Source organism: Paracoccaceae bacterium (genome assembly GCA_033344815.1).
In the GTDB taxonomy this organism is placed as follows: Bacteria; Pseudomonadota; Alphaproteobacteria; order Rhodobacterales; family Rhodobacteraceae; genus Roseobacter.
On record JAWPMR010000001.1, the window covers coordinates 4,619,608 to 4,636,289 of the forward strand.

Here is a 16,682-nt window from a genome sequence, read left to right on the forward strand (position 1 = left end):
TCAGTGCTTATGCGGTTCTTCATCCAGTGAACCATGGATTGCGAATTGCTCGATGCCCGCATCCTGGGGTTCAATCATGCGGTAGCTTTCCTTCACACCCGCCTCCGTCAATTCGCGCGTCACGGTCAAAAGCGTGTTGAACTCCTGATCCTCACAAAGCTCGATCATCTGGCTGATCTCTTCATGGGCCACACCCATCGCGGCCTGTTTTGATGGCGCGCCGTATATGTCGACGAAATACTGCGCGAGCGTGTCCGCAATTGCGTCGCGCTCGCTTTCTTCGATCTGCGTAACCGCAACAAAACTTGTCCGCCCGAATGTTTCGACCCCCATCCAGCCGTTGGTAAAAGCCTGCTTGGCTTTACCGGTCAGGTCGCCTTCAGACCAGTTGGAGAATTCGAACCCGCCCGATATGCACCACTCGCCCGTGCGAGCAGGGCTGGCGAAAACGCGGGTATCGCTGTCGTCGAAATGGATGGCGCGGGCCAGTTTCATGGAGCCTCCGTCAGGGTTTGTGTGAGAGGTATCATCACCGTCTGATCGTCTTGCTGCAAGAGCAATCCAAAGGTTTCGTCAACGCCAAGAAATTTGCCGGTTTGATCGCCAACCGCAACCGTTTCACCCTTGCCATGTGCCAGCCCATTCCATTCATTGTGGACCGGTTTGACACCGTCTTCGTCCCAGCGGTTTATCCAGACCAGCGTGTGTCGTACCCAGGCTTCAAGTAAATGCGCGGCCTCGACTTCGCTGCAACCTTCGTCAAAAAGCGTGGTTTCGTCCGGTGTTTCACCTTTGTCGCTGCCCTCAGACCAAAGCGTGAGGCTCAGTCCAATCACCAGCCAGTCGGGTTCTTCCTGTGGCTCTTGCGGGGATGCCGCGACCTGCAACGCGCCGCAAGTCGCTCCGTTCAGGCGAAGGCCACCCCCCCATTCCAGATGCACCGAAACCTCGGGTGGAGCCAACGCGCCGAGTGCATTCTGAAACCCGATGCCACACAGCGGCAGCATAATCATCGCCTCTTGCAAGGACACTTCGGGGGCAAACACAATGGCGGCGCGAAGCTGGTCGAGGGCAATATCATAGGTCACCAGTCCCGCATCACATCCCGTGTGCGCTTCGGAACAAGCCACCGTAAAAGGATCCGCACCAGCGGTAGCAAGCCCATGAAATAGCGGTGGAAAATTCGGGCCGCTCATGCTTTTCCGTCTGCGATCAAGGCACGTGCGACCGTTCGGAAGGCCTCGGCCTGCGCACTGTCAGGTTTGGACACGACAATGGGTGCGCCGCCGTCAGCAGCCATTCGGATGTCCAGATGCAATGGGATTTCTGCGAGCAAAGGCACGTCCAGTTTTTCCGCCTCGCTCGCGACCCCGCCATGGCCGAACACGTGTTCTTCATGGCCGCAGTTGGAACAGATATGTGTGGACATGTTCTCGATCATACCCAGGATCGGCGTGCCCAGTTGGTTGAACATATCGATGCCTTTGCGCGCATCCAGCAACGCCACGTCCTGCGGTGTTGAAACCACAATCGCGCCGTCCACATGCGCCTTTTGTGCCAGCGTCATTTGCACATCGCCTGTGCCCGGTGGCAGATCAACGATCAAGACATCCAGCGCGCCCCATTGGACCTGGTTCATCATCTGTTGCAAAGCGCCCATTAGCATCGGACCGCGCCAGACAACCGCCTGGTCATCATTGGTCATCAAACCAATGGACATCATGGTCACGCCAAAATTCCGCATCGGCAGAATGGTTTTGCCATCCGGCGAGGACGGTCGCCCCGACACGCCTAACATGCGCGGCTGGGAGGGACCATAAACATCTGCGTCCAGCAAACCCACGCGGCGACCTTCGGCAGCCAGCGCGCAGGCGATGTTGGAGGCCACGGTTGATTTGCCAACGCCGCCCTTGCCGGAGGCAATGGCCACGATCCGGTCAATCCCGGGGATTTTCTGCGGACCTGAGGGGGCGCTCGATTTTTGCGGTTTCAGATCGGGTGGGGCGGCCGGCGTGCTATGGGCGGTCATGACCAAGGAGACCGTTCCGACGCCAGAAAGCGTCTTTACGGCCGCTTCAGCCGCTTTTTGAACATCGCCATAAAGTGAGGCTTGCGAAGGCGGCACTTCGATCACGAAACGCACATCCTGCGTGTCACTGACCGTCAGCGCCTTGACCAGTCCAGCGGCCATAATGTCGGTGTCGCTCACCGGATCGGTGACAGTTTTGAGGGCGGTAAGAACGTCGTCGCGCGTCAGGCTCATTCCGTTTTATCCGTCTTGGCGGCCAGTGATCTGGCCCGTCACTGTATGTTCAAGATCGAGACCATCAACGGTCAGCACGACTTTGGCGGTATAGGTCTTGCCACTGGTGTCGCCGGCATTGCGCATCGCTTCTTCAATGGCTTGCTGGGACGTTACGCCGACCTGCTTGAGGAATTTGCGCATCGACATATTGAAATCTTCGCTCATTTTAGGCTCCTTTTGACTGCTGAAGGAAAGAGATTTTTGAAAAACTTGACGGTTTGCAGGGAGTGGTTTTACGTTAACCTCTCAACCCACGACGGATAGGAGGGCGCGTGCGGATATTTTTGGCGATGATGCTTGTGATATGCGCTCTGCGCCCCGTGTCCGCACAAGAGGGGCTGCGATTGGCAGTTCCGAGCGCTTTGAAACAATCCGGTTTTGCACAATTCGTCGTGCCGCGTTTTGGTCTCAAGACAGGAGTGCGTATTACCCGCGTTGAGGAGGGCGCTGAGGCTGAGATGCGGTTTACCAATGAGGGCGCCGTCCTGTTTGAAGGGGCGGGGGGACAGTGGTCTTTGGCGCATGACGGCACCGCAGGTGCGGAGCGGTTTGCGGAGTGGTTGCGCTCTGACATCGGCAGACGCACGATCGAGAGTTTTGTCGCCCCGGATGGCAGTACGTTTTCCACAGAAGTAAAAGTCGTCGTTACCGCCCCGGTTTCGAGTTATGACGGGGACGCCAAGATAGGCGAAAAACTGTCCCTTCAGATGTGTGGCCGCTGCCATGTGATCAACGCCAAGAACCGCATGAACGGCATGGGCGCCACGCCGTCCTTTGCGGTTTTGCGTGGTTTTGCAGATTGGGACCAACGGTTTGAAACCTTCCATCTGCGTAACCCGCATCCCAGCTTTACCCAGATTGCAGAGGTGACAGAGCCATTTGACCCCAGCCTGCCGCCGCCCATCGTTCCGATGGAAATGACGCAAGATGATCTCACCGCGATCCTGACTTATGTCGCAGAGATGGCGCCTGCTGATTTGGGAGCTCCCTTGCAAACTCAGTGATCCTTGCGCTTGCTGAGGTAATCATCGGTGGTGCGCACCCGTGGCCTGTCCTTGCTGGCGAAAGGGTTATTTTCCGAATGATATTGCGCCTGAATTCGGCAATTGTCGCACATTTGAATCATCCGTGCGGTCTGCGGATTTGAGAACATCGCATGTTTGCCGGCCAGTTTTTCAGTGATTTTCTCGACGGTCGATTTCGATCCGAAAAGCGCACCACATTCCACACAAGGGAAAGGTTCCTCTTCGTTTACGACCTTCTGAGTGAAGGCCTCTTCGGTCAGATTAAGTTGCGGGGTCAGCGTGATCGCATCTTCGGGGCAAATGTTGGCGCACAAACCACATTGCAGGCAGGCGTTTTCTTCAAAGCGCAGTTGCGGCTTGTCAGGATTATCGCCCAAGGCACCCGCCGGGCATAACGATACGCAGGACAGGCACAAGGTGCAGGCGTCCTGATCCACAAGTATGGCACCATACGGTGCCGCATCGGGCAAAGCGATGACCTCGGCCTCGGGCTGCAAAGCCTGCGCGGCCAGACGTGTGACCTGTCGCCGTGTTCCCAAGGGCAAGATCGGTGTATCAACGCATGTTGGTTCCGCGTCGATGTACAATGCGTCGCTGAGGGCGTCAGGATCATTGACGTCAATCAACGTAACGGCATCGCGACCTGCGATGGCACGAGCCAAAACCGCCTCGTCTTCAAGCACCGGGCGCTCTGTTTGCGGCGCCAAGACAACGCAGACCTCGCCAAAACCGCAAGCCAGCGCGGCGAGCATTTCGGCATGACCAAACCCTGCGAGGGCCGAGACCGACATCGGGATCACATCGGCGGGCAAACCGCGGCCAAAGCGTGCGGCCAGCGAGATCAATTCCGATCCGAAATTTTCGTCATGCACCAACAGGCGCGGCGTGTCGCCGCCTGCTTTGCGGTAGGTGCTGGCCAGCGTGTTCACCCGGGAAAAGACGCTGGAAACGGGCGGGGCGTCATATGTGATTGCGCTGGAGGGGCAAAGCGCTGAGCACGCGCCGCACCCTGCGCAAATCATCGGGTCAATGGCGACATGTTCACCCGCTGAGGTGATGGCACCCGTCGGACAGATATCAAGGCATTTTGAACAGGCAGCTTGTTCGGCGCGCGAATGGGCGCAGAGGGATTCTTCAAGCCGCACATAAAGTGGTTTTTCAAAAGTGCCGATCATTTGGGAGGCGTCCAATACGGCCTTGGCAACAGCGGGTTGGCTGCCCGGATCTGCGCGCAGATACCCGTCACGCTTTTCAGGTGCTGGGAACAAGGCAGGTGCGCCGCTCAGATCGAGAATAATGTCGCACTCGGTCATGGCACCGTCCTGTGGCGGTGTCCACTGGGCCGCGCCACGCCCGCCGGCAATGATCTGCTGCAGCTGATCGATACGCAGGCTGAATTGCCCCAACGTGCCGCTGGCGCGTGAAAGCGTGCCACTCACCATGTCAAAGGAAAGGCCGGGATTTGTGTCCTGCGGCGTGGGAACCAAGAGCGTGACTGCCAGTGTCGCTGATAAGTCCTCAGCTGCTTTGCGGGCTGCATCGTTCGACCCGACAATGAGGCAGGCACCTCCGGAGACTACATCTACGGTGCGCTCAGAGGGGCGCGGCAACAGGGCTTCAGCGGCCAATGCCGCCATTTTCGCGCTGGCTTTTGCGCCTTCATCACTCCACCCGGCACGATCCCGCAGGTCCAGAAATTCAGGATCTGGTGCATTTATCTCCTCCACCAATTCGCGGAAAAGAGGCGCTTCCTGTTGGCAGGCGATGATCGCATCCCCCTTGCCAAGCAGGGCGGCAGTCTGTTCGATCTGTGCGCCACAGGCATGCGTGAACATTTTAGAGCAGGCCAGCCCCGTCGCATCACTCAGCTTGTCTGCATCAATGGTCTGACTGCCAAGGCAATCGCACAAAATAAGAGTTTTTGTCATGTCTCCCCCCAAAAGGCACGGCTTGATCTGCGTATCCGTCGCCTTTCGCCGCTCTATAGGTAGTCAGGTATTTAGGGGCGCGTAAACTGGATTCGACCCGATGTTGTTTAAAAGTGCAGCTTTAGATGCTGTTCATACAGGTTTTTTTGTCGGGCCGTTCAATATGCAGGATCGACAAATATCAGGGATTTCATGCCCTTGGCAAAATGCAAGACAAAGCAAGGGCTTGGTCTGAAAGGAATGTGTACGTCTGCATGCAAATTTTCCTAGGATAACGGCGATGTTTTGATAGAGTAGAGAGACTTACAGAGCGCCGGGGAGAAACTTTGGGAGTCGTCTATCCAAATTCACAAACAGTGAAGCTTGGCGTTGTGCTGCGCCGCGCGCCCGGTGTGACTGCTTGGGTCAAGTGGGCTTGGACGGCCACATCGGTGCTGATCGGTGCACCTCAAGCGTCCTGGAAAGTGCTGCGGCAAGAAGGCGATATCACGGAGTATCACGCCTCCACGCATGATTTGGTGCTCTATGTGTCAGATACCGAGGCTTACGTGCATGAGCTTCAGGCAGAAACGCCGTCCGTCTATGTGGTGATGCGCGATGCTGAGATCCCAAATGAAGACGCGCCCTTGAGTATTCTTCACGTGACCGTATCGCCTTACGAGGCGCAGGATTACTGTGATAGCGGCGAAGAAACAGTCGAACGTGTGGCGATGCCCGCGGCTGTTTTGGCTTGGGTCGAGGATTTTGTTGATCAGCATCATGTCGAAGAAGAATTCGTGAAGCGGCGCCGGGACAAGGCGCGGGTGGATCGCAAGGATGATGGCATCGGCGATGCGCGTATTTCGCAAGCCTCTGATGTGTACCGCGCCCCGACGGCTGGACCGCGCGAGGCTGCCGAATGAGCGCGCAAACATCTTTCTGGGCGCGTCGTCGCGCCGGTGTACAAGCCGAGGCGAAGGCCGAAACGCAGGCGCAATTGGCCGAAGAAGCCGCCGTGCGCGCCGAGGTGCATGCGGAAAAAGATGACGCGACAGTTTTGGAGGAAATGGGCTTGCCCGATCCGGACGCATTGACGGCGGGGGATGATTTTGCCGCTTTCATGGCCAAGGACGTGCCAGAGCACCTCAAGAATAAGGCTTTGCGTGTTTTGTGGCGCAGCAATCCGGTACTGGCCTGCGTTGACGGGCTCAATGAATATGACGATGACTATCGGGCGGCGATGCTGGCAGCGGAGCCAATCAAGACTGCCTATCAGGTCGGCAAAGGCATGATGGCGCATGTAGAAGAGATGGCACGCCAGCAAGAAGCTGCAGAGTTGACGGCTGAAGCGCCTGAAGTTGAAGAGGAAGTGCCCGAACAAATGGTTCAGGACGACGCACCGCGTGAACAGGTTGTCACCGAAACCCCGCAAGAGGTCGCTGAAGCGACATTGAGCGATGATCTCGCGCCGGAAACGGCCCCGCGCCGCATGCGGTTCCGGTTTGAGGAGGCAAGCGCATGACGGCAACCGCCGAAACATTGGATATTGCGCCAGAGGATCGCCTGCGGGCGGATCTCTATAACTATCTGGGTCTGTTGTTGGCCCGTCCTGCGGATCAGATGTTGTTGGATCAGACGGCGGGGCTTTCGGGTGACGACAGCCCGATTGGTGAGGCGATCAACGGTCTGGCGCGCGTGGCAAATGCCACCAAACCCAAATCGGCAGAGCGCGAATTCAACGCCTTGTTCATTGGCCTGGGTCGGGGTGAACTGCTGCCCTACGCCAGCTACTATCTGACCGGGTTCTTGAACGAAAAGCCGCTGGCCAAACTTCGTCAGGACATGTCTGTGCTGCAGATGACGCGGGCGGACAATGTTTTTGAGCCCGAAGACAGCATGGCCGCACTGATGGAAATGATGGGCGGTATGATCGTCGGTCGTTTTGGTCAACCCGCCGGGCTGGATCAGCAACGCACGTTTTTCAACAATCACATCGCCCCATGGGCCACGCATTTCTACACGGACCTGGAGGCCGCCAAGACGTCGGTTCTTTATGCCTCTGTGGGTGCGGTGGGGCGCGAGTTCATGGCCATCGAAAAAGAAGCATTCAGGATGACGGCAGACTGATCTGCCAAAAGGGGCGGGACGCCGCCCGACAAGATGAAAAGGAGAGACAGACATGGCAAAGACTTCGGAAGGCGACACAAATCGCCGAGGTTTTCTGAAACTGGCAGGCACGGCGGCACCTGCTGCTGTTGCGGCAGTTGCGGCAGGAACCACGACTGCTGAGGCATCCCCAGTGGATCCAACGGCTGAAACCATGCAGGACACGGCCCATACACGGGCCTATTTCGACAGCACACGCTTCTGAGGTCTTTGGACCTTCAACGCTCATTTTGAGCGACCATAAATACCTAGCCACCTGAATGGGGCAGCAAGGGAGGACTACATGCTAAGGAAAAAGACCAATCGGGTCTCGCATCGCGCAGGACGGACCAACATCCTGTCAGAAGCGGGATCAAAATCGGTAGACCGTCGCGCGTTTTTACGCGGATCTGGACTTGCCATCGGCGGATTGGCCGCCATTTCCGCAACAGGCGGGTCGGTCACGCAGGCCTCTGCGGCCACCGCCGTGAACGGCGCGGTTGAAACCATCAAGACGGTTTGCACCCATTGTTCTGTGGGCTGTACGGTCATCGCGGAAGTCGCAAATGGCGTTTGGACCGGGCAGGAGCCCGGCTGGGACAGCCCGTTCAACCTTGGCGCACATTGTGCCAAAGGCGCTGCGGTGCGCGAGCACGCCCATGGTGAACGCCGCCTGAAATACCCGATGAAGAAAGAGAACGGCGAATGGGTTCGCATCTCTTGGGAGCAGGCGATCAACGAAATCGGCGATGGCATGATGAAGATCCGCGAAGAAAGTGGACCGGATTCTGTGTATTGGCTGGGGTCGGCGAAATCCAACAACGAACAGGCCTATCTGTTCCGCAAATTCGCCGCCTACTGGGGGACAAACAACGTCGACCACCAGGCGCGGATTTGTCATTCCACCACGGTGGCGGGTGTTGCGAACACATGGGGCTACGGCGCCATGACCAACAGCTACAACGACATTCACAATTCCAAAGCGATGTTCCTGATCGGTGGCAACCCTGCGGAGGCGCACCCTGTGTCGCTGCTGCATATGCTCAAAGCCAAGGAGCAGAACAACGCGCCCTTTATCGTTTGTGATCCGCGCTTTACCCGCACGGCCGCACATGCCGATGAATACGTGCGCTTCCGTCCCGGTACGGATGTGGCATTGGTCTGGGGCATCCTGTGGCACATCTTTGAGAACGAGTGGGAGGACAAAGAGTTCATCCGCACCCGTGTCTGGGGCATGGACCAGATCAAGACGGAAGTCGCGAAATGGACCCCGGAAGAAGTCGAGCGCGTCACGGGCGCACCCGGCAGCCAACTCAAACGCGTTGCGCGCACATTGGCCAACAACCGCCCCGGCACCGTAATCTGGTGCATGGGTGGCACGCAGCACACCAATGGTAACAACAACACCCGTGCCTATTGTGTGCTACAGCTTGCGCTTGGCAACATGGGCACCGCAGGTGGCGGCACAAACATTTTCCGTGGCCACGACAACGTGCAGGGCGCAACCGACCTGGGTGTTCTCGCCAATACGCTGCCCGGTTACTATGGCCTGTCTGATGGATCATGGGCGCATTGGGCGCGCGTCTGGGAAGAGGACGTTGATTGGCTGAAGGGCCGTTTCGCGGTCATGGAAGGCGCTGGCAAAGACGGCGGCGACCGGATGATGGTCAACGAAACCGGCATCCCGGTGTCGCGCTGGATTGACGGTGTTCTCGAAGATAAGGAAAACATCGACCAGCCTGACAACACCCGCGCCATGGTGCTCTGGGGTCACGCGCCAAACTCGCAGACCCGTCAGAAAGAGATGAAGACGGCGATGGAGAAACTGGACATGTTGGTTGTGGTTGATCCCTTCCCAACAGTCTCGGCGGTGCTTCAGGACCGTGAAGACGGCGTCTATTTGCTGCCCTGCTCGACACAGTTCGAGACACGCGGGTCTGTGACAGCTTCCAACCGGTCGCTGCAGTGGCGTGACAAAGTGGTTGATCCGCTGTTTGAATCCAAACCCGATCACACGATCATTTCGCTTTTCGCAGAGAAGTTTGGTTTCCACGACAAGATCTTCCGCAACATTGCCATGGATGGTGAAGAGCCGGTGATCGAAGACATCACCCGCGAATTCAACCGTGGTATGTGGACAATCGGCTATACCGGTCAAAGCCCTGAGCGTCTCAAGATGCACATGGCCAACCAGCACACCTTCGACCGCACAAGCTTGCGGGCGATTGGGGGCCCGGCAGATGGTGATTTCTATGGTCTGCCATGGCCAAGCTGGGGCACACCTGAGATGAACCACCCAGGCACGGCAAACCTCTATGACATGTCATTGCCGGTTGCTGAGGGCGGTCTCGCTTTCCGCGCACGTTTCGGCGTGGAGCGCGATGGGGACAATCTGCTCGCAGAAGGGGTGTCCAACCCCGGCGCGGAAATTCAGGACGGGTATCCTGAGTTTACCATGCAGATGCTCATGGACCTTGGATGGGACGGTGATCTGACGGCGGATGAACGCGCCGCCATTGATGCGGTCGCAGGACCTAAGACCAACTGGAAAACCGACCTTTCGGGCGGTATCCAGCGGGTTGCGATCAAGCATGGCTGTGCGCCCTTCGGGAACGCCAAGGCCCGTGCGGTTGTCTGGACCTTCCCGGATCCGGTGCCGGTTCACCGCGAACCGCTCTATACCAACCGTCGCGACCTTGTGGCCGATTATCCGACTTATGAGGACAAGAAGTTCTGGCGCCTGCCGACCATGTATAAGTCGATCCAGGATCAGGATTTCTCCGCGGATTATCCAATTGTACTGACCTCCGGGCGGCTGGTTGAATATGAAGGCGGTGGGGATGAGACGCGCTCCAATCCATGGCTCGCCGAATTGCAGCAAGACATGTTTGTCGAAGTGAACACCCGCGATGCCAACAATCTGGGCATTCGGGACGGCGAGCAGGTCTGGGTCGAAGGCCCCGAAGGCGGCAAGGTCAAAGTGATGGCCATGGTCACCGAGCGGGTCGAAAGTGGCGTGGCGTTCATGCCGTTCCACTTTGGCGGACATCTGGAAGGTGTTGATCTGAGGGATAAGTATCCCGAGGGCGCCGATCCATATGTATTGGGCGAAAGCACCAATACCGCACAAACCTACGGCTATGACAGCGTAACTCAGATGCAAGAGACGAAAGCCACTCTTTGCAAAATCTGGGCAGCATAAGGGAGGCATGAACAATGGCCGCTAGAGCAAAATTTCTCGTCGACGCTGAACGCTGCATCGAATGCAACGCTTGCGTTACAGCCTGTAAAAATGAGCACGAAGTGCCATGGGGCATCAACCGCCGGAAGGTTGTCACCATCAATGACGGCTCTCCCGGCGAGAGGTCGATTTCCGTGGCATGCATGCACTGTTCAGACGCGCCCTGTATGGCCGTCTGCCCGGTGGATTGCTTCTATCAGAACGAAGAAGGCGTCGTTCTGCACTCCAAGGACCTCTGCATCGGTTGCGGATACTGTTTCTATGCATGCCCCTTCGGCGCACCACAGTTCCCACAAGCGGGCAACTTCGGGTCGCGCGGCAAGATGGACAAATGTACCTTCTGTGCCGGTGGCCCAGAGGAAAACAACTCCACAGCCGAATTCGCCAAATACGGTCGCAACCGCATTGCAGAAGGCAAATTGCCGATCTGTGCGGAAATGTGCGCGACCAAGGCGTTGCTGGCTGGTGATGGTGACATCGTTGCCAACATCTACCGCGAGCGTGTCGTCGCTCGTGGCTTTGGATCAGGTGCCTGGGGCTGGGGAACAGCCTACGATCAGAAGGGCGGCTAAAGCGCTGCATCTGTGAAACGACTTAAACTCCAGGGCGGCTCAATCGGGCCGCCCTCATCGTCTTAGCCAATTTGGATATGCCCATGTTCCGACTTCTGTGCCTTTTGGTGTTCACTCTGACCCTATCGCTCCCGGTACATGCGCAGGAAGAAGCCGCACCGGCTGATCGCAGCGCGACAGGCGGGGCACAAACGCTTGAAGACATCATGAAGCGTCAGGAAGGGCTGAAACTGGACAACAGCTTCCGCAGCGACGTAACCGGCAACCCGGATATGGCCAAACCCACGACGGACCAACTTGGCACGCTCGGCGGTGCATCGGACCCTGATTTGTGGCGCGCCTATCGCTTCAACTCTGCGGCCATCACCACACAGGCGCGTGGCCCGGCGGTTGATGTGTTGATACAGGACGGCGGCATGCGCTGGTTGATCTTCCGTGAGGGGCCATTGCTCACCTATGGATCGTGGTTGATGGGGGGCATGGTTGTACTCCTTGCCATATTCTACCTGATCCGTGGCAGGATCAAAATCGACGGCGAGAAAACAGGGCGCACGATCCTGCGTTTCAAGTCCGCTGAAAGATTTGCGCATTGGCTGCTGGCCGGATCCTTTATTTTACTGGGCATTACCGGGCTTATATCGCTGGCAGGTCGGAAACTTCTGATCCCTGCTTTCGGGCATGAGGCGTTCTCCATCATCGCGATCGGATCCAAATGGGTTCATAACAACGTGTCCTGGGCCTTCATTCTGGCGCTGGTCCTGGTGTTTGTGTTCTGGGTCGTGCACAATTTGCCGGACCGCACGGATATCAACTGGATCATAAAAGGGGGTGGCATCTTTGGCGGGGGTCATCCACCAGCCAAGAAATTCAATGCCGGTCAAAAGCTGATCTTCTGGTCGGTAATTATCTTGGGCGGTTCGATTGCCGTGTCTGGGGTATCGTTGCTTTTCCCATTCGAATTACCCATGTTCGCGGCGACGTTTGAGAAACTCAACGCGCTCGGCTTACCGCAATTGGTAGGTTTGGGTGAGTTGAACACGAACCTCGCACCGCACGTGGAAATGCAATACGCACAGGCCTGGCACGCCATCGTCAGCTTTGTGCTGATGGTGATTGTGATAGCTCACATCTATATCGGGTCCGTCGGCATGGAAGGCGCCTACGACGCGATGGGCAAGGGCGAGGTCGAATTGCAATGGGCACGCGAGCACCACAGCATCTGGACGGCTGAAGTCGAAGAAAACGAGAAAAAGGCGGGCACCTCATGAGAGAGATTATCCTCGCCTGCGTGGCCATGATCGTCATTTCGGTGGGCGCAAGTTCCGTACTCAAGGAAGTTGGGTTTTCAGCCGCAGATCAAGCAACAGGCCCAGCAGTACGCCTGGATTGACCTTATTGCGCGGCGGTTCTGAGTTCCGTCATCAGATGACGAAACTTCTCGCCCTGAATGCCAACATGATCACGAAGCGCATTGGCTGCGCGGTTTTCATCACGTGTTTTGAGTGCGGCGACAATCTCTTCGTGCTCGTTCATCGATTGAGCCATCCGACCTCTCAGCCGTAACTGCAATCGGCGAAAGGGTTTCAGCCTGCTGTGCAAGTTCAAGGCTTGATCGGCCAGGTGGTTATTGCCGGATTGCGTGTAGATTGTGTGATGGAACCGCTCGTTCTCGCGGTAAAATGCATCAGTATCATCAGAGGCATTCGCCGCGCGGCACACCTGATTGGCACCTTCCAGCATGTTCAGAGCCTCATCAGAAATCCGCAGCGCTGCCAGCCTGCCACAAACCCCTTCGATCTCGGCCATCGTTTCAAACAGCTCCATCAGCTCGGTGGGCCCGTGCTGGCGCACAAAAACGCCACGCCGCGGCAGTTGTTCAGCAATGCCAGAAGCCACAAGGCGCTGCAACGCTTCGCGGATGGGCGTGCGCGAGACGCCGAACTGTTTGGCCAATCTGATTTCATCGAGGCGGTCGCCATCATCGAACTGACCGGTAAAGACAAGTTCTTCCAATGCGTCGGCAATTCTGTCGGCGTATCTCACTTCCATGGGATGTATATAGGGTCTGGAAGCGCACTCAACAATGGGTGTATTGGATACAAAACCTTTAAGTGTGCATGCCAAAAAGAGAGTACTGTACTGTTGATCAGTGAATGAAATCCTGCAACCCGGGGGGGCTAAGAAGACGAAATGGCTTCTTCAGCCTTGCGATCACTTTGCCTCGTATTTCTGCCGTCGGTATACTTCGGAGGTTGGGTGTTTCGCGCTGAAGTCGTTTTTCAAATCGCGCGATCAAAACAAACCCGTGAACCGGGGATCGTCGAACGTGACTTAGTTTCCTCTGGCCTACGCAAGTGATCAACGAAAGGTTTTCAACCGGACAATAGTATTATTTTCTGGTGAAGCATCACGATCATGCGGCGGGCTTTGGCGGCAGCCTCTTTATGACTGCACGGGACTCAAAAATGGTCGCTGAACGAGTGATCTTATTGGTGCAGGGTGATTTTGCCGATGGCTTCTCGGGAAAAGACAAAGGTAAGATAAGTCCAGAATACTATCTTTATCGGCGAACCTGTGTGATGGCCAAAGAGATTGGACAGATTTTACTGGGGCAGGGGAGAAGATTGTTCCATATAGTCCTTACACATCTGTACTGTCGTTCGAGCGGACGCCTTGCTGTCGGTTAATACACCGTCATCGTGTTACGAGCCAAGATCCAGCCAGCTTGGTAAAACAATCAAAATTTTGGAAACTGTCTGAGACGTTAACCGACCGCCTTTCGCCTCGCCAATTTGAAAGCTGAGGCTTGCCAAAACGCATAATCCTTATAGCAGGATTCGGTGCCTCGTAAGTATTTCGCCTCGCGCACATAGAGATCGCTTAAATGAATGCGTGTGTTCAATAGGGCGGACCCATCGCTACCTAACCCGCCTGCGTGATTTTCTTTGACGCGGGTCCGGATGGCCAATGTTGGTCGTTAAATTAGTTAGTGGGGGCCGCACCATGGCGCGGTTTCTAAACTGAATGATTGGGCTTTCCTGATAACCGGTCAAAACTCCGCAACCAATTCTCAGGTGGGAAATCGTTTTTTTCTCCCGGCTGTTAGATCTTTCGACGAGGTGGGACGATGCGCAACGGTCAAATTGGCGACGGCCGTAACAATCGTTGTTCGGGTGGCTTCCGCACGCCCCATGCTCAACGGTTCAACAAATATGTACCATTTTCAATGGCGCCACACTAGTGGGGCTACCGTATTGACACCCGGCGCGCGGCCATATGAAATTTGATGAGATCCCGCCGGACCTACTTGAAAGGATTGCCGGCAAGTCGCGGAACTGATGCCGTCGCCATTCATCTTGATCATGGATTAACTCGGGCGATCAGCTGGCATTTTGTCCGAGATCTGGGCTGGGGATCGGACACCGTTTCGTGGGTGAATCTGTGGTTTCCTTATCTGGCGTGATCCGCTGAAATTGTGTTGCCAATGCTTTAACCGCTACGGGTTATCTGTAGCATACAAACCAATCCCGAAACAGTTTTGGACTCTTTTTTCCTCCGCGCGTGGGTAGCTGCTGCCACCATCTTCGTCTTGCTTCCGAAAGTGTTCGTTGTCGCTGAACTTCTGGGAGCAACCGGCGGTTTTCTGTTCATCGCGCACATTATTCGCAATCTCAAAACGTGGCCAAAAATCCAATTTGGCAAGTATGACAGACACGCGTGTCTTTCGACACGGATGATCATCATTTTTGGATCCCTAATTGCCAGCATTCGCGCAGGTGAAAACCTTTGTGAGGCATCACGTGCTTCGTTGTTTCGCGCGTTGTACGGCACTGTCATCAGCGACCTTGGGGGTTGAGTAGTCTGGGCCGCAGCACGTCTGCTGCTTGTTTCGTCTTTGGCAAATTGCCGTCCTGATCCCGCCGTTTGCCGTGGTGACATTCCGCAGCGGAACGACGAAAACCTCAATTGCTCGACCGTTTCTGGCTGGGGTTGTTTCGGAGCGATCGGTGGCGCCGTGCATGGTTCGTGCGGTCTATTTTGCGGAGGAATCCGCCGATACGCTTCTACCTCCAGTAGAAGCCGCGAAAACTCAAAGTCCCCTCGCCTGTGCCGCCGTTCATCGGGATCATCATCAATGCACTCCGTGTAAAACGGGATCGCCACTTTTTCGGAAGTTATCGCAGTTCACCTGCGCCCTTCTCAGATCGTCGCGATCATTTGTTTGTGCACCTCATGGAGTCACCACATTGTTGCCTGATCGCATCACGACACTGTCGTTGAGCTCTTTGGCCGATACCTTGCGGACGGTTCTTGAGCGCCGGTATCACGCAAAGCAGCCAAGTCGGTCGGAGCGCTTGATGCAGGAACTCTGCCTCGCTCTACCGGGCAATTCCACCCAGGTTTCAGGCCCGATTACGGCATTTAAATCCCGATTCGGTGACGTCAAACAGGATATGCCGACAAATTAGCGCTTCACTCGTTTCCATCTAAGAATAATAGGTTTGATCTGCAAGTTGTTGAACGCGCTGTACAAAGCGCCATCAAAGCGAACCTGACATTTCTTTACCAAGGCCGGAACGAAAGGGCAAAGGTTGCAAGCGGATCGCACCCAAATGCCAGGTGGAATGACGCAATTTACCCAAATGCTGATTTCTGGTCACGTTTTTTCAGATGATGGACGAAGATGATGGGCCATGAAACCGCACATGCCAAGGACAACCGCATTGCCCCGCACCGCCGAATAAAAACAACGATTGGCGTGCTCTGGAGTTTCCCTTCAGCAGTTGCGAATTCAACACCGGTTGGTGTCGAAGCGGCCTTAACGTGTTGCAATCTTGTGTCGCTCAAGGCCGCGTTTTCAAGCCGTGCGACTTCATTCTGTACGTCCGTGACAACAAGGTAGTTCTCCAATTTGGTTCGAAATGACAGACTGAGGGGGTGATCGCCCCTTGCCACGCGCTGATTGCAAAAGTCATCGCGGGTCTTCCAACGTCATGAAATAGGGCGCGCGTGCCCGCCTCTTGCTCAAGGCGATATGTGCATTTCACAGGCGGCGCGATCGGTTGGTGCAATCTCAACAGTAAATACATGCGATGTTACATGGTGCGTTTTTGGGAGCCGAATTGACGCCGGATGGCATGGCCTAACCGAGAGGATTGCTTTTAAGGCACGATATCGAGTGCGCACAGCGGCGCAGGCTATGCAGTCAAATACAGGGTCTCAGCATCCATTTAATCCATGGCCCTGACGATGGAAACAACAGTGCATTGAAGACGTGGGACGGGTCATCCGCTTTTTTGACTCCATGTCGACATAGAGATGGTCTTGTTTCAACTATCTAATGCTTGGCTCCTCTCGCATGGCGCAGTTCCAAAAATGATCACACGCGACATAGTGATATTGCCAGGATTGGTTCAGGATCGTGCGCTCAATTAGCACTTCGGGTGGAGAAATCCGTACGCTCTTGGCCGTCTACGCCAAGTCTAC

General features: G+C 56.0%; 16 protein-coding genes. 10 read left to right on the forward strand and 6 right to left on the reverse strand.

Annotated elements, in window-relative coordinates; all coding sequences use genetic code 11:
- The 4 genes from R8G34_21430 to R8G34_21445 are packed head-to-tail and all read right to left on the reverse strand — an operon-like array spanning nt 1 to nt 2,470.
- Nucleotides 1-495 (reverse strand): DUF6505 family protein, encoded by a 495-nt coding sequence (locus R8G34_21430; protein ID MDW3225417.1) that lies wholly within the window; start codon nt 493-495, stop codon nt 1-3.
- Nucleotides 492-1,196 carry a DUF4444 domain-containing protein gene (locus R8G34_21435; GenBank protein MDW3225418.1) on the reverse strand — a complete coding sequence of 235 codons (705 nt, stop codon included), beginning with the start codon at nt 1,194-1,196 and terminating at the stop codon, nt 492-494. Before R8G34_21435 ends, R8G34_21430 begins: the two co-directional genes overlap by 4 nt.
- Nucleotides 1,193-2,263, reverse strand: coding sequence for an Mrp/NBP35 family ATP-binding protein (locus R8G34_21440; protein ID MDW3225419.1), 1,071 nt, complete (start codon nt 2,261-2,263; stop codon nt 1,193-1,195). Before R8G34_21440 ends, R8G34_21435 begins: the two co-directional genes overlap by 4 nt.
- Before the next feature lie 6 nt (nt 2,264-2,269).
- Nucleotides 2,270-2,470, reverse strand: a complete 201-nt coding sequence (locus R8G34_21445) for a DUF6494 family protein (protein ID MDW3225420.1) — start codon at nt 2,468-2,470, stop codon at nt 2,270-2,272.
- 107 nt (nt 2,471-2,577) lie between these two features.
- On the opposite strand from R8G34_21445, the gene R8G34_21450 reads away from it, so the two are divergent.
- Nucleotides 2,578-3,309, forward strand: coding sequence for a hypothetical protein (locus R8G34_21450; protein MDW3225421.1), 732 nt, complete (start codon nt 2,578-2,580; stop codon nt 3,307-3,309).
- Here R8G34_21450 and R8G34_21455 read toward each other — a convergent pair.
- The gene (locus R8G34_21455) at nt 3,303-5,258 is read right to left on the reverse strand and encodes a 4Fe-4S binding protein (GenBank protein ID MDW3225422.1); all 1,956 of its coding nucleotides are present in this window, start codon (nt 5,256-5,258) and stop codon (nt 3,303-3,305) included. The two genes, R8G34_21450 and R8G34_21455, sit on opposite strands and share 7 nt — an antisense overlap.
- 326 nt (nt 5,259-5,584) lie before the next feature.
- Between R8G34_21455 and R8G34_21460 the strand changes: the two genes are divergently transcribed.
- The 8 genes from R8G34_21460 (at nt 5,585) to R8G34_21495 (ending at nt 12,585) form a co-directional block, all read left to right on the forward strand.
- On the forward strand, nt 5,585-6,160 hold the full coding sequence (locus R8G34_21460) for a DUF3305 domain-containing protein (protein ID MDW3225423.1): 576 nt from the start codon (nt 5,585-5,587) through the stop codon (nt 6,158-6,160).
- On the forward strand, nt 6,157-6,759 hold the full coding sequence (locus R8G34_21465) for a DUF3306 domain-containing protein (protein MDW3225424.1): 603 nt from the start codon (nt 6,157-6,159) through the stop codon (nt 6,757-6,759). The genes R8G34_21460 and R8G34_21465 overlap by 4 nt, the downstream gene beginning before the upstream one ends.
- A complete protein-coding gene (locus tag R8G34_21470) occupies nt 6,756-7,364 on the forward strand; it encodes a molecular chaperone TorD family protein (protein MDW3225425.1) in 609 nt (202 codons plus the stop codon). Before R8G34_21465 ends, R8G34_21470 begins: the two co-directional genes overlap by 4 nt.
- Before the next feature lie 52 nt (nt 7,365-7,416).
- On the forward strand, nt 7,417-7,608 hold the full coding sequence (locus R8G34_21475; protein ID MDW3225426.1) for a twin-arginine translocation pathway signal protein: 192 nt from the start codon (nt 7,417-7,419) through the stop codon (nt 7,606-7,608).
- Between the two features lie 78 nt (nt 7,609-7,686).
- Complete coding sequence (locus tag R8G34_21480; protein ID MDW3225427.1) at nt 7,687-10,584, forward strand: formate dehydrogenase subunit alpha; 2,898 nt, start codon at nt 7,687-7,689, stop codon at nt 10,582-10,584.
- Nucleotides 10,585-10,598: 14 nt separating this feature from the next.
- Entirely contained in the window at nt 10,599-11,195 is a 597-nt protein-coding gene (gene fdh3B / locus R8G34_21485) for a formate dehydrogenase FDH3 subunit beta (GenBank protein ID MDW3225428.1), read from the forward strand.
- Nucleotides 11,196-11,278: 83 nt separating this feature from the next.
- Nucleotides 11,279-12,463, forward strand: coding sequence for a cytochrome b/b6 domain-containing protein (locus tag R8G34_21490; GenBank protein ID MDW3225429.1), 1,185 nt, complete (start codon nt 11,279-11,281; stop codon nt 12,461-12,463).
- Entirely contained in the window at nt 12,460-12,585 is a 126-nt protein-coding gene (locus R8G34_21495) for a hypothetical protein (protein ID MDW3225430.1), read from the forward strand. Before R8G34_21490 ends, R8G34_21495 begins: the two co-directional genes overlap by 4 nt.
- Nucleotides 12,586-12,587: 2 nt before the next feature.
- Here the strand turns inward: R8G34_21495 and R8G34_21500 are convergent, their stop codons facing one another.
- Nucleotides 12,588-13,244: a GntR family transcriptional regulator gene (locus tag R8G34_21500; GenBank protein MDW3225431.1), complete on the reverse strand. Its 657-nt coding sequence runs from the start codon at nt 13,242-13,244 to the stop codon at nt 12,588-12,590.
- Between the two features lie 350 nt (nt 13,245-13,594).
- Here R8G34_21500 and R8G34_21505 point away from each other — a divergent pair, with 350 nt between their 5' ends.
- On the forward strand, nt 13,595-13,882 hold the full coding sequence (locus R8G34_21505) for a hypothetical protein (GenBank protein ID MDW3225432.1): 288 nt from the start codon (nt 13,595-13,597) through the stop codon (nt 13,880-13,882).
- Nucleotides 13,883-16,682: the final 2,800 nt, after the last annotated feature.

What these genes read in the sequence shown, in the direction of transcription:
- R8G34_21490 (MDW3225429.1), top strand. Translation starts at nt 11,279, where the DNA reads ATGTTCCGACTTCTGTGCCTTTTGGTGTTCACTCTGACCCTATCGCTC.
- R8G34_21475 (MDW3225426.1), top strand. Translation starts at nt 7,417, where the DNA reads ATGGCAAAGACTTCGGAAGGCGACACAAATCGCCGAGGTTTTCTGAAA.
- R8G34_21495 (MDW3225430.1), top strand. Translation starts at nt 12,460, where the DNA reads ATGAGAGAGATTATCCTCGCCTGCGTGGCCATGATCGTCATTTCGGTG.
- R8G34_21435 (MDW3225418.1), bottom strand. Translation starts at nt 1,196, where the DNA reads ATGAGCGGCCCGAATTTTCCACCGCTATTTCATGGGCTTGCTACCGCT.
- fdh3B (MDW3225428.1), top strand. Translation starts at nt 10,599, where the DNA reads ATGGCCGCTAGAGCAAAATTTCTCGTCGACGCTGAACGCTGCATCGAA.
- R8G34_21465 (MDW3225424.1), top strand. Translation starts at nt 6,157, where the DNA reads ATGAGCGCGCAAACATCTTTCTGGGCGCGTCGTCGCGCCGGTGTACAA.
- R8G34_21455 (MDW3225422.1), bottom strand. Translation starts at nt 5,258, where the DNA reads ATGACAAAAACTCTTATTTTGTGCGATTGCCTTGGCAGTCAGACCATT.
- R8G34_21440 (MDW3225419.1), bottom strand. Translation starts at nt 2,263, where the DNA reads ATGAGCCTGACGCGCGACGACGTTCTTACCGCCCTCAAAACTGTCACC.
- R8G34_21445 (MDW3225420.1), bottom strand. Translation starts at nt 2,470, where the DNA reads ATGAGCGAAGATTTCAATATGTCGATGCGCAAATTCCTCAAGCAGGTC.
- R8G34_21500 (MDW3225431.1), bottom strand. Translation starts at nt 13,244, where the DNA reads ATGGAAGTGAGATACGCCGACAGAATTGCCGACGCATTGGAAGAACTT.
- R8G34_21480 (MDW3225427.1), top strand. Translation starts at nt 7,687, where the DNA reads ATGCTAAGGAAAAAGACCAATCGGGTCTCGCATCGCGCAGGACGGACC.
- R8G34_21430 (MDW3225417.1), bottom strand. Translation starts at nt 495, where the DNA reads ATGAAACTGGCCCGCGCCATCCATTTCGACGACAGCGATACCCGCGTT.
- R8G34_21470 (MDW3225425.1), top strand. Translation starts at nt 6,756, where the DNA reads ATGACGGCAACCGCCGAAACATTGGATATTGCGCCAGAGGATCGCCTG.